Origin of the sequence: Campylobacter sp. CNRCH_2014_2452 (genome assembly GCF_025772865.1) — a bacterium.
Taxonomy (GTDB): domain Bacteria; phylum Campylobacterota; class Campylobacteria; order Campylobacterales; family Campylobacteraceae; genus Campylobacter_D; species Campylobacter_D lari_D.
Genome location: NZ_JAKMSX010000006.1, coordinates 124,509 through 138,216 on the forward strand (window position 1 = coordinate 124,509; position 13,708 = coordinate 138,216).

The 13,708-nt window shown below is 31.1% G+C and carries 8 protein-coding genes; 2 read left to right on the forward strand and 6 right to left on the reverse strand.

Features of this window, described 5'->3' with window-relative positions; genetic code table 11:
* Window positions 1-72: 72 nt before the first annotated feature.
* The 6 genes from L8X38_RS05705 to L8X38_RS05730 form a co-directional block, all read right to left on the reverse strand.
* On the reverse strand, window positions 73-723 hold the full coding sequence (locus L8X38_RS05705; RefSeq protein WP_263661522.1) for a LutC/YkgG family protein: 651 nt from the start codon (window positions 721-723) through the stop codon (window positions 73-75).
* Window positions 716-2,131: a LutB/LldF family L-lactate oxidation iron-sulfur protein gene (locus L8X38_RS05710; protein ID WP_012662151.1), complete on the reverse strand. Its 1,416-nt coding sequence runs from the start codon at window positions 2,129-2,131 to the stop codon at window positions 716-718. Before L8X38_RS05710 ends, L8X38_RS05705 begins: the two co-directional genes overlap by 8 nt.
* Complete coding sequence (locus L8X38_RS05715; RefSeq protein WP_263661523.1) at window positions 2,128-2,868, reverse strand: (Fe-S)-binding protein; 741 nt, start codon at window positions 2,866-2,868, stop codon at window positions 2,128-2,130. The genes L8X38_RS05710 and L8X38_RS05715 overlap by 4 nt, the downstream gene beginning before the upstream one ends.
* Window positions 2,869-2,874: 6 nt before the next feature.
* The gene (locus L8X38_RS05720; RefSeq protein WP_259429215.1) at window positions 2,875-4,530 is read right to left on the reverse strand and encodes an L-lactate permease; all 1,656 of its coding nucleotides are present in this window, start codon (window positions 4,528-4,530) and stop codon (window positions 2,875-2,877) included.
* Window positions 4,531-4,806: 276 nt separating this feature from the next.
* Window positions 4,807-6,603, reverse strand: a complete 1,797-nt coding sequence (locus tag L8X38_RS05725; protein ID WP_263661524.1) for a pentapeptide repeat-containing protein — start codon at window positions 6,601-6,603, stop codon at window positions 4,807-4,809.
* The gene (locus tag L8X38_RS05730; RefSeq protein ID WP_263661525.1) at window positions 6,603-10,361 is read right to left on the reverse strand and encodes an Eco57I restriction-modification methylase domain-containing protein; all 3,759 of its coding nucleotides are present in this window, start codon (window positions 10,359-10,361) and stop codon (window positions 6,603-6,605) included. The genes L8X38_RS05725 and L8X38_RS05730 overlap by 1 nt, the downstream gene beginning before the upstream one ends.
* 212 nt (window positions 10,362-10,573) lie before the next feature.
* On the opposite strand from L8X38_RS05730, the gene L8X38_RS05735 reads away from it, so the two are divergent.
* Together L8X38_RS05735 and L8X38_RS05740 are read left to right on the forward strand one after the other, a co-directional pair.
* Window positions 10,574-11,152, forward strand: coding sequence for a cytochrome c3 family protein (locus L8X38_RS05735; RefSeq protein ID WP_133319461.1), 579 nt, complete (start codon window positions 10,574-10,576; stop codon window positions 11,150-11,152).
* 1 nt (window position 11,153) lies between these two features.
* Window positions 11,154-13,673 carry a molybdopterin guanine dinucleotide-containing S/N-oxide reductase gene (locus tag L8X38_RS05740; RefSeq protein ID WP_263661526.1) on the forward strand — a complete coding sequence of 840 codons (2,520 nt, stop codon included), beginning with the start codon at window positions 11,154-11,156 and terminating at the stop codon, window positions 13,671-13,673.
* Window positions 13,674-13,708: the final 35 nt, after the last annotated feature.

The window sequence follows — 13,708 nt, forward strand, 5'->3', positions numbered from 1 at the left end:
TAAAAACCAAGAAGTTAATTTTTGATTTGAAGGTGATTTTAGAATTTACACTAAGTGCAAATTCTAAATAAATCAATAAAGTATAATATGAACCTTTTGAGATCCATGAACTCCAAAAACAGTGATAAGTTCAATATCTGCAGTTCTTGATGGCCCTGCTATAAACAAAATATTGCTAGGTAAAATTTCATTTTCTTCTTTTACTAAATTCAATGCTTGGCTAATGCTTTTTACAATATTTTCTTTTTTTAATAAAACAATACAAAGCATAGGAGCCAAAGAAAGCATTCTTGGTTGAGTTTTATCAGACAAAACTAAAGCAACGCCATGTGAGCTTACTCCAACTCTTGCTTGGATGATAGAAAAATCACTATGAAAAACTTCTTTTCGTATTTTTTCAATCTCTTGATTAAAACAAGTCTTTTTTTCGGCTTCAATTTTATTTATATCTAAATTTAAATTATCAGGATAAATAAGACTTTTATAGCCATAACTTTTAACAATTTGATTGACTTTTTCTTCTAATTTTTCTAACGAGCTTTCTTCTACTATGTATTTATTTGCACTCATTTTTTCTTTTAACTCACTATACATATCATCACTTGTTTTGATATGCTCTATAGGATCCATAGTCGGAATTTTTTCAAAAGATAAATGTGTATTTTTAATCTTATCCAAAATAGCTTTTTTGCTTTGTGAAGAAATTTCATTTATTCTACTCACACTTTACTCCTTGCATATTTTCAAGTTCTTTATAAAGATCAAGTTTTATTTGTGGAAATTCCTTATAAGCACTCCATTTTTTAACTACTGGTAAAGAATTTTTTCCTTTTTGCAAAAGCCAATTAAAATTATGTAAATTTGCTAAAGTATTTTTCCAAATAATAGGAGTTGTAGCTACTTTTTCAAAAATCTTAAATGCCATAGCTTCAGCAGTATTTGGAGTGATATTATCAAAACTTCCTTGACCTACTTTTGCTGCTCTTAATTTGCGTATTAAATCCGCAAGAGGAATTCTTACCGGACAAACTTCAGAACATCTTCCACAAAGCGAGCAAAAAGTAAGAATATCACCATTTTCTTGCATACCAAAAAGATTAGGACTTATAACTTCTCCAATCGGCCCTGGATATACACTTTGATAAGTATGGCCGCCTATTTTATCATACACAGGACAAAAATTCATACAAGCCCCACATCTTATACAACGCAAAGCTTCATAATAATCTTCATCATTTAGCATTTTGCTTCTATTATGATCAAAAAGAATAATATGCACTTCTTTTGGGCCATCTAAATCTCCATTTTTTCTAGGTCCTGTAATGATATTGTTATAAGTTGGTATAAATTGACCCGTAGCTGATGGAGTAAGTAAAGACACCATAGTGGCAGCATCTTCAAAGCTTTCCATAACTTTTTCTATACCACAAAGTGCTACATGTATATCACTTGCTGTGGTGCACATCCTACCATTTCCCTCATTTTCTATAAGCCAAAAAGCGCCTTCTTTAGACATAGCAAAATTTACTCCGCTAAGCCCCATTTTAAGTCCTTCAAATTCATCTCTTAAATGCTTTCTTGCAATAGAATTTAGCTTTTCTGGCTCACTTTCTAAATTAGAGCCTAATTTTTCTTGAAAAATTTTACCGATTTCATAGCGGTTCTTATGCACCGCTGGAACTACAATATGCACGGGAGTTTCATCATTTAACTGCAATATAAGTTCGCCTAAATCTGTTTCTATGGCTTTTAAGCCTTTGGATTCTAGGTAGTGGTTTAAACCTATTTCCTCACTAGCCATAGATTTACCTTTTAGAATTTTACCGATGTTTTTTTCTACCATTAATTCATATATAATCTCACAGGCATCCTCATCAGAACTCGCCCAATGGACATTTATGCCATTTTTAGTGGCATTTTGTTCAAATTCTAAAAGCCTATCGTGTAAAGTTGATAAAGCATTGTTTTTAGCTTGCTTAGCTTTAGATCTTAGTCCTTGCCAATCATTAAATTTCTCATCTATAACTTTTAAACGATTTTTTTGCAAAGTATGCATGGCAGATCTTAAATTCTCTCGCATTTGCTTATCATGAATTTTCACATCCACAATTTGTTCATGTGTCATTTTCATATCGCAACTCCTTCAAGACGCTTGTTTAAAAAATCATACAAATGAATTCCTTTTATATCAAGCCCCATTTTACTCATCGTGCCTGCAATATTCATCAAACACCCACCATCAGAACTTAATACATATTTTACGCCTGTATTTTGGATATCTTTGATTTTTTCTTGTGCCATAGAGTTTGAAATTTGAGGCTCTTTCACAGAAAAAGTTCCTCCAAAACCACAGCATTCTTCTTCAAATTCTAGAGGAATTAATTCCACATTTTTGAGTTTTTTTAGCAAATTTTTGCTCGCTTGTATGCTTTTTTGAATTCTTAATGCATGGCAGTTAGAGTGCCAAGTCACTTTTATAGGTTCGCCTTTGTCTTCATAATCAACCTTTAAAACCTCATCTAAATACTGACTAAGATCAATCACTCTAGAGCTAAATTCCTTTACCAAGTTAAAATACTCATCATCTTTGAAAAGCTCTAAATAATCATGACTCATCATCCCCGCACAAGAACCGCTTGGCACTACTATAGGATAATCTTGAGTAAAAAGTTTTATATTATGCAAAGCTATATTTTTACTTTCTTTAAAATACCCTGAATTAAATGAGGGTTGAGAGCAGCAAGTTTGCTGCTTTTTAAATATAACCTCAACCCCCTCTCTTCTTAAAAGTCTAACCGCGTTTAAAACACTTTCTTGCATTATCGCACTACCCAAACAAGTAGCAAATAAATACACTTTTTTCATCATCAATCCTTATTTTAAAAGCACTGCTTCAGGGATGATCCCGTGAAAGAAAAATGCTATAACAAAAGTCCAAATTCCTATTAGAATTATAAAACCTATTGAGTATTTTAAAGTAAATCTAAACAATTCAGATTCTTTTCCTACAAGTCCAACTGCTGCGCAAGCTACCGCTATACTTTGAGGAGATATCATTTTACCCACAACTCCACCAACAGAATTTGCTGCTAAAAATAAAGTTTCTGAAATTCCTAATTTTTGAGCACTAACTTGCTGTAATGTCCCAAAAAGCAAATTTGAACTAGTATCAGAACCTGTTAAAAACACACCTATCCATCCTATGATAGGAGAAAAAAATGCATAAGCATCGCCTGTATTTGAAAAAGCAAGTCCTAAAGTAGTGCTCATACCGCTATTTTTAGCTATAAAGGCAAAAGCAACTACTAAGCCTATAGTTAAGCATGGAGTGGCCATTTCTTTTAAAGTTTCCCAAAAACACTCGGTAGCTTCGTTGATTTTTATTTTCAACACAACAATGCTCATTAAAGCAGCCACTAAAATAGCAGTTCCTGCTTGTGCTACTAAATCTATAGTATGTGATGGAATCATTGTTTTTGTGATTTGTGGATTAACTATATCAGGACTTATGATAGCTCCTAAGGCTTCATTAAATTTCAAAGTAAATTGCATAAAATTTAATATTCCATCTTTAGCAAATAAAGCCTTAAACCAAGGTTGCGTCCATATAATAATACAAATAATCAAAAGTATAAAAGGAATCCAAGCTAAAAATACTTTTTTAAATTCTAGCTTTTGTGAGTTTTCAAAGTCTTTTACATCATCTAATCTAAAAATATTTTTTGGCTTCCAAAATTTTAAAAATATCGTAGTAATAGACAAAGAAACAACCGCTGAAATAATATCTGGAAGCTCTGCACCTAAATGATTTGAACTCCAAAATTGTGTAGCAGTAAAAGAAACGGCTGCGACAAAAATAGCAGGAAAGGTTTCTTTAACCCCTTTTAAACCATCCATTAAAAATACTATAAAAAATGGTATAGTCAAGCTAAGAGGCACAAGCATTCTACCCACCATAGCTGAAACACCGTGCTGTTCTATACCTGCTAGATTACTCATCGCTATAATAGGAATTCCAACTGCTCCAAAAGCTACCGGAGCGGTATTGGCTATGAGACAAAGTCCTGCAGCGTATAATGGCCTAAGCCCAAGTCCTACAAGTAATGCAGCGGTAATAGCCACTGGCCCTCCAAAACCTATAGCACCTTCTAAAAAAGAACCAAAACAAAATCCAATCAAAATCACTTGAATTCTATGATCTGGAGTGATACTCATAACACTTTGTTTTATCACTTCAAACGAGCCTGATTTGATAGAAAGTTTATATAAAAATATGGCCGCGATGATGATCCAAGCTATAGGCCAAATACCATTTGCAAAACCTTGTATAAAGCTAGCACCTAATAAAGAAAACGGCATATCATAAGCAAACAATGCCACAACACTTGATAAAATAAGAGTTAAAAAGCCTGCTTGATAGCCTTTGAGTTTGAAAACTACAAGAGAAAGCAAAAAGCACAAAATAGGCAAAAAAGCCACCAAAGCACTTAAAAGTATGTTGTCAAATGGATTATATATTTGTTGCCACATATTTTTCCTTTTGATAAAAATTTCCAATATCTAGCTTAACAAATATTTTTATTTTTGTGTATTTTTGTTAGAAAAAATTAACTATATGGGTATAAGAGTAACATTTAGTATAAAAATTCTCTTTTAATAAAAACAAAAATTTACACTTTACAAATGAAATATAAAGTATTGTTTATATTTGAAACAAAATATAAATATAATAAAAATATTTATATCAAAAGTATTTTTAAATCAAATTTTTCATCATACTTTAAAGCTAAAAGCATGATTTTGCTTTCAGCTTGGCACTATGGAGTTTTTGCGTGCTGTTTTTTGGAGCGAGAATATCACTAAAGCTACAAGTATAAAATATACCACTGATAAACTAAGCAGTAAAGGATAAGTGGCGTTGGTGCCTTTTTCCAAAAAGCTTCCAAACACAGGAAGCATTAAACTAGGTTTTGCAAGTAGTGCAAAAATACAAACTATATAAGAAACACCAATGATGATTTTTCTTATAATTTCTTGCTTATCATCAAGTAAAATAAATTTCAATACAAAAAATACAAAAAGACTTATAATAGCAATATGTGTATACAAAGCTACAAAATCTAAAAAATTAAAAATCACATAAAAAAAGCTAACAAAAATATATAAATTAGTAAAAATATTGAAAGAAAGTATCGGTAAAACTATAAATAACAAAATCAATATATAAGCAAAATTGCTTTTTATAAATTCATCTAGCTTGCCACTTTCTTTGTTTATATTTAAACCAAAGATATTATAAGTCGTTTTATTGTATTCTTTAAAGATATAACTTTCGTTAGTATCTACTTGAACGATATGATATTTTGCATTATTTTCTATGCTAGGTTGTTTAAATTTATCAAGTGCAAAAGAAAAAACGCTAAAAAGCATGATGATTATAAGTAGATTATGAAACACCTTTAGCAAGTCTGTATGATGATCACAAAGTTTGCGATAAAAGAAAAGCTGATATTTATCCACCACATCTTTAAAGGTTTTATCTTTTTTATTTTTTAGTTCTAACTCTTTACAATAAAGCTCGTATTTATGAAAATTTGAAGCGTCTAAAAGATTATTATCTTTTATCAATGCATTTTTAAAAACCCTAAAAGAATCTCTAAAATCATTTGCAAATTTATCTAAAGGTTTTTTATCTCTCTCATTTTTATTAAAATCCTCATATTCTTGTTTGATTTTTTCTTGCAAATTATCAAAAGTAAAATTTAAATTTGTATTGACAGCATTTAAACTTCCTTTAAAAATCGCTTGAGAAAAATTCGGAGCTTTATCAAATGTAGCTCCATAAAAACTAGCTGTCTTTTCAAATTCGCACTCATGAAAATCGGCATAATCTTTAAAATGACAATTAGAAAAATTTGTATTTTCTAAAAATTTTATTTTTGAAAAAAATAATTTCTTTGTAAAAATAGAATTTTTAAATGAAACATTATTTAAATGCTTGTTTTTTAATAAAATTCTAAAATCTGCATTATCTATAAAAGTACAATTTTCAGCAATAAAACTACTATTACTTTCTAAAAATCCATCATAAGAACATGATTTACAAAAAACACTTTCACTAATATCAATTTCACCATCAAAAAATCCAAAAATTGAAAAATTGTTCATAAAAATAGTTTTAAACTTTAAATTATTATCTGCAGTGCCATGTGTGTAGAATTTTTTCTCAACACCTACAAATTTTTTATTTGTCATAATTTTGTTTAAATCATTTATTTTAGTATTGTATTGTTTTTCAAATTCATTAAAATCATCAGGAGTTAAATATTCATTACTTCCTAAGATTTTTATAGGAACTAAAACTTTATAAAATATAATATTATTAATTATGTGCTTACATATTATTTCTTTTAAATATTCATGATTTTTTATTGTTTCATATATAAAATGTGTTGAAAAATGATTATATTTATCTGCATATAAATATTTTTTACATGATTTATTTTTATAATTACATATAATTTTTAATGCAACTCTTTCTAGTCCTATTTCTTCTTGAATAGAAATCAATTTACCTACTTTTACTTCTAATATTTCTCCCATCACTTGCCTTCGATTATTTTTATTTCTTCTTCGTTTAGGTTGTAAAGTTTATAAACGATAGAGTTTATTTTATCTTCTTGGGTTTTGGTATTTGCTTTTTTGTCTTGTTCTTTTAAATTTAAAATCTCATCAACTAAGCTTATAAGCTCGTTTGCTAGTTTTTCATTTTTAGAATTTATTTTTGGTATAGGAAGTCTTTCTAAAAATGCCTTTTTATATCTAAGCCCATTTTCACCTAAGTTTCCACCGGCATAAAATGTTTTAAATATAAAAGCCACAAAATCATTGTTTAAAAAAGCAATGAGATATTTTAGATCTTCCCCTGTTAAAATAAAACTTGTTGCTTCTGCGTAAAAATTTGACTTTGTATCTAAATAAAATTGTGGTTTTCTTACTATTTCACTATACACTATCTTTTCTTTTTCAAATTCCTCCAAATAAGCACAATTTCTAAGGTTATAAGGTGTTTTTCCTTTGTCAGTTCTTTTTTCTAAAGTTTTATAATACGGCTTTAAATGCTGTTTTAAACTAGGGTACTCATCTATGTTTATCGCTTCTATCTTTTCTCCACTTTTGCTTTTATAGCCATTGTGAGTGTTGATCACCCAAAGCCCTGCCCATTCATAGCTATATCTTTTTATATCTCTACCGCGTAGCATTTTGCGTATGAGTTTGGCGGTGCGTTCTCTTTCGGCTTCATCTTTGCATTTAGCTAGAATTTCATCTATTTTTTCAGTAGTGATGATAAAGGCTTCATTATAGCCCGTTTTTATGCCATAGTTTATATTAAGCCCATGCCAGTCTTTAAGCGGAGTGCCGTGCTTTTCTATCTTTGCTTTTAGTGTATTTGTGCTTTCATCGTTAAAAGTAAAGCTTTCTTTACTTAAAGAATTTTGTGCGATTTTGTTAAAATTTAAAATGCTTTCTATGCTAAAGTCATTTTCTTTTAAAAGCTCGGTGTTTGGGGCTAGGTATTTGAAGCTATTATCTTTAGTTTTTGCTTTTTCAAAGCTTAGTATAGAAGTATCTACCGTAGCACTTTCAAAGACTTTTATGCCATTTAGATCGATGTATTCTAAAAGTGTGGTATTTTTAAGCAAAAATTCACGCAAAGGCTCTCCATAACCTGCTCTTGTGTATTTGTTTGAAGTGATGAATGACAAAACACCATTTTGCTTTAGCACATTAAACCCAAGCTCATAAAAGTAAGTATAAATGTCGCTTGTGCCTTTATATACTTTATAGTTTTTAGCTAAATTTGGCTTTAGCTCTTTGATGTCTTCTTGTCTGATGTAAGGTGGGTTACCGATGATGAGATCAAACCCTTGAAAATTCCCGCCCTCATCAAGCACTTCGCTAAATTCAAAACGCCATTCAAAAGGATTTGCACTTTCTAAGTCAAATATACTCTCATAAAGCTTTTTAAGCTTTTTAAATTCTTTCTTAGCAGCACTTTCATCAAAATCAAATTCAAACATATTTTTAGAGAAAAATACTCTAAAGTTCTCATCTTTTTCATCTTGTGCTAAAAAATCGCCGTATTTTTTAGAGTATTCATTAGCGCCGTTGGTAAGTTGCTTGATTTCTTTGGCAAATTTGTCTTTTAAGCAGAAATTTTTAAAAGACTCTTTGAGGTTTTTGATCTCTTTTGCGATGAGAGTTTTATCGGTGTAAAAGCCTTCTTTGTAGTCTTTGACTATGCGTTTGTATTTATCCATGCGTTCTTTGATGTTTGGGTAGTGAGAAAGGCTTTTGTGAATTTCAAAATAACTTATAAGCGAATTCCCGCATTTTATGTTGATATCAATGTTTGGCAGGGTTTTAAGATCATGATAGTTTGTATCATCAAAGCTTTCATAAAAGCTGTGTTTTAAAAGCTCTATCCAAAGTCTTAGTTTAGTGATCTCACATGAATTTGGGTTGATATCTACTCCAAAAAGGTTGTTTTCTATGATGTCTTTTTTACGCTCGAAAAGTTCTTTTTGGCAAAGGTGGGTTTTGTCTTTGTCAAAATCAGGGCGTTTATACTCTAAAAATTGACCTTTGTGATTTTGCACTAAAATTTCATCATTTTGCACGCTTAGGTAAAAGTCCTCTTCAAACAAACCAAGCTCATAATGCACCATAAGCATGGCATTTAAAGCTGAAACTAAAAAATGCCCACTTCCCACTGCAGGATCGCAAATGCGTATGGAATTTAGCAAAGCTAGTTTTTGCTCTTGAGAAATTTTTTCTTGGCGTAGCTGGGTTCTTAGCTCGCTTAGCTTGGTGGCATTTAGCTTAAAAGTATGGTTAAACTTATCAAGCACGACTTTTTCTATGCTTGCTTTACACATATATGAAGTGATAAAGCTTGGGGTATAAAAACTACCTTCTTTGTAGCCATTTAGTTTTTCAAAGACATTTCCCAAAACGCTTGAGTTGATGAGTTCTTTTTGTTTGATGAGTTCTTCGCTTTGCTCATCTGCTCCAAAATCAAAGCTGTCTAAAAACTCAAACAAATACTCAAGCAAACCTACTTTACCTTTTTTGCTTTTGCCTTTGTCATCTTTTAACTGCGTGTGTGGGTGATACTCTAGCAAAGCATCGTTTTCCAAAGTAGCGATTTCTAGTGTAGTTTTTTCGATGGCTTGTTTTTCAAAAAGTGATGAATTTAAATAAGGCAAATAGCTAAATTTACTCTGCGTCCTTGTGTGTTTTTCTTTAGCTAAGATATCAAAGAAAAGGTGTGAAAGGGTAGTAAAATTTGGAATTTTTTCATAGTTTAGAAATTTAAGGGTTTTATCATCATTAAATCTAACTAAATTAGACTCAATAAGCTTTAAAAATAAAATGCGGTTTAGCCAAAGTATGATGAATTTTAACACCTCTTCAAAGTCATGCTTTGGAAGTTTGCTCGCTATGAGATGATAAAGCGTGCCTTGGGCTTGTTTGCTTTGCTCACTTTGTGTGATGATGAATTTAGAAAGCTGTTTGCTCTCGCTTAAACCTAGGATGTACAAAAGCTCTTTATAGAATGCGTTGTTTAGTGAGTTTGCGTCATTTGGGCTAAATTCATTTAGCAAAAAGTCTCTATGAAAGGTTTTAAAAATGCTTGCTAGGTTTTTGAAATTTGACTTTTGCTTGTCTTTTAAAAAGGCTAAATCGATAAAAAAGCCTTTTAAGCTTTCTTTGGAATTTTCTATGAGTTTGCTTGCTTCTTTGTAAAATTCATCAGTGTTGCCTTTAAAAAGTGAATTTGGGCTTTGAAATTCTTCAAAAAGCTTTTTAAAGCTTGTGTTTTTATAAAAAAGCTCTTCAAATTCACTAGCTTTGAAAATGTAGAATTTATAAAAGTCTGTGATGATGATAAATTTCAAACTAAAGCTATGCTCTCTATTTCTAAAATAATACAAAATGGCTTCATGCAAGGCTTTGGAATTTGGCTTTGCGTGGATGATGAATTCTTTTGAGTTGGGCTTTTTAGCTTCGATGAGAACTTCTAAGTCTTTGCTAAGCTCATCTTTAGTAATGGCTAAATCAATCTCGCTTTTGCCTTTTTGCTTGGTTTTGATGTGGGTTTTGAAATTTAGAGTGGTTAAAAATGGACTAAGTGTGTTAGCTACAAGATAATCTTCATTTTCACTTTGTGAGCTTTCAAGCCTTTCTAAATACTGCATTAAAGCCTTGCTAAAAGTGTCAAATTCATTTTGTGTAATTTGCTTTTTGCGGTAGTAGGGGTTGAAAAAATCTTTTTCATTTAGCAAAGTAAAGTGCATTTTTAACCTTTATAAAGAATATTTTATATTTTACTAAAATTTACTTTAAAGGATTGAAAAGACTTTATGAAAATATAAAAACAAATAAATTAAAAATTAATAAAAAATTATTAGATAATATTTATTATTGCATTTTTTATATTTTTATACTAAGAAAATTTTAATACTAAAGTTATACAATAAGTTTATATTAAAAATATCAAGGAGGCAAAATGGGAAAAATTTTAGTTTTCTGTTTAGCGCTTGTTTCTTTTGTTTGCGCTAAAAATGAATTTTTTACAAGTGAAGTAAGCTCACTTTATTTAAGCAAAAATGACACAAAAGCTGTTGGTAGATTGCTACCCACAAATCCTTTTGAAGTATTAAAAACTGATGGAAATAAAGTTTTGGTCAAGATCACAGGCTATGTTAATCCTGCTTCGCCTTCTGTGCTTTATTACAACGATAGTCAAAGAATCATAGTTGCTGCATTTTCTAAAAATACAAAACTTGATTTTAAAACTTATACTAAAAGCAAAAATGGAAAATGGGATAAAGCCACCATAGAAGTTTGGACTGACAAGAAAGATTTTGCAAAAAGCAACAAAGAAATGTTTATAAAAGCTAAAGAGCTTTATATGAATAATTGCGGAATTTGTCATAGCGTTCATAAAGAAAGTGAATTTAGTGCTAATGGCTGGCCTGCTACTTTTAGATCAATGGTAAATAGAACAGGAATTGATAAGAAAGATCATTGGCTAGTAATACAGTATTTGCAAAAAAATGCAAAAGATTTTAAGGAGGTAAAATAAAATGGGACTTGATAGAAGAAAATTTTTAAAAATCGGAGCAGGGTTAAGCGTGTTGCCTTTAGCTCCTAGTTTAGCCATAAGTAAAAATATAGAAGTTTCTCAAATAAATTCTGGTTTAGTAAAAAATGGAAGTGTGATAACAGCAGCACATTGGGGAATTTTAAAACTTACCATTAAAGATGGTGTGGTAATTAAAAGTGAGCCATGGGAAAAAGTAACACAAATTGACAATCCTTTACAACACTATACAGCAGATATGATCTACAAATCACGCGTGAAATATCCTTATGTTAGAAAAAGCTATCTTGAAAATCCCGACAGTCCAAAACCTGAACTTAGAGGAAAAGATGAATTTGTGCGTGTAAGTTATGATGAGGCTATAAAACTTATAGCAAAAGAACTTAAAAAAACAAGAGAGCAAAAAGGAACTCAAGCTATATTTGGTGGAAGCTACGGATGGAAATCTAGTGGAAATATGCAAAATTGTAGAATATTGCTCCATAGATTTTTAAATGTCACAGGTGGTTTTGTAGGGACTACCGGAGATTACTCAACCGGAGCTTCTCAAATAATAATGCCTTATGTTGTAGGCTCTATTGAAGTATATGAACAGCAAACTTCATGGGAAAACATTTTAGAACATTCTAAAATAGTAGTTATTTGGGGTGCTAATCCTATCGCTACTTTAAGAATAGCTTGGACTTCAAACGATCAAAGAGGTCTTGCTTACTTTGAAAAATTAAAAAATAGTAAAATCAAGGTTATTTGTATAGATCCTATAAAAACCGAAACTGCTAAATTTTTAAATGCACAATGGATCTCTCCAAAACCAAATACAGATGTTGCTATGATGATAGGCATGGCTAGTCATTTGATCGAAAAAAATAAAGTCAATTATGAATTTTTAGAAAATTATACAAGTGGATTTGATAAGTTCAAAGCTTATTTAGATGGCAAGAATGATGGCATTAAAAAAGATACAAAATGGGCAAGTAAAATTTGTGGAATTGATGAAAAAATCATCAAAACACTAGCTGAAAGTTTTTATGATAACCCTACTATGATCATGAGTGGTTGGGGCATGCAAAGAGCTCATCATGGCGAGCAACCTCATTGGATGTTAATAACCCTAGCTTCAATGCTTGGTCAAATTGGCACTAAAGGTGGTGGATTTGGCTTAAGTTATCACTATAGTAATGGCGGTGTTCCATCATGCAAAGGTGGTGTTATAGGAGGTATTACAGCAGGAGCTGTGGGAATTTGGGAAAATGGTAAATTTAAAGGTATGCCAAAAAATGGAGAATCTCAAGGTGGTGCTGAATGGCTACAAAATACTGCTAGTTATTCTTTTCCTGTAGCTAGAATAGCTGATGCTTTATTAAATCCTGGGAAAGTTATAGACAATAATGGTTCTAAAATAACCTATCCTGATATTGACTTTATTTATTGGGCAGGTGGAAATCCATTAGTTCATCATCAAAATACAAACACTAACATCAAAGCATGGCAAAAACCAAGAACTATAGTTGTAAATGAAATTTATTGGACTCCAACTGCGAAAATGGCAGATATTGTAATGCCTACCACAAGTTCTTATGAACGAGATGATATTACCATGAGTGGAGATTATTCTAATATGAATATAGCTCCAATGAAGCAAGCAGTATTACCAATAGGCGAGAGCAAAGATGACTATGAAATTTTTGCTGATATTTGTAAAGTGTATGGAGATGATGTATTTAATGCTTATACCGAAAATGGTAAAAAAGCAAAAGATTTTATTAAAGAATACTACAATAGCGCTTTAAAACAAACTCAAGCTTATGGGGATGTATTTGAACCAAAAATGCCAAGTTTTGAAGAATTTTGGGCTAAAAATGAGCCTATAACTTTTTCTCCAACTATAGAAAGTATGGAATGGGTGAGATTTTCTGAATTTATTGAAGATCCTATCTTAAATGCTCTAGGCACCGAATCAGGCTTGATAGAAATTTACTCAAAAACTATCGAAAAGTATAACTATAAAGACTGCAAAGCACATCCAATGTGGATGGAGCCGATAGAATGGTTAGGAAATGCTACCAAGGAAACACCTTTTCATCTACTAACTAATCATCCAACAGATAGGCTTCACTCTCAAATGTGCCATACCTTATTGCGTGAAAAATATGCAGTAAATGATAGAGAACCTATCTTAATCAATCCTATTGATGCTAAAAAACTTGGAATCAAAGATGGTGATATTGTAAGAGTTTTCAATAAAAGAGGTCAAGTTCTCGCAGGTGCTGTGGTAACTAAAGATATTATGCCAAATGTTGTAAGATTATGCGAAGGTGGCTGGTATGATCCAAATGATGAAGGAATGTGCAAATACGGAAATGTAAATGTCTTAACTATTGATATGCCAACTTCTGAATTAGCAAACGGAAACATTTCTCATACAGGCTTAGTAAATATAGAAAAATATAAGGGATTACCGCCTAAAATAACAGCATTTACAGCTCCAAAAGGCGCTGTATAAACATTCTCTTTCTTAGAAGATAATTTCTTCTAAGA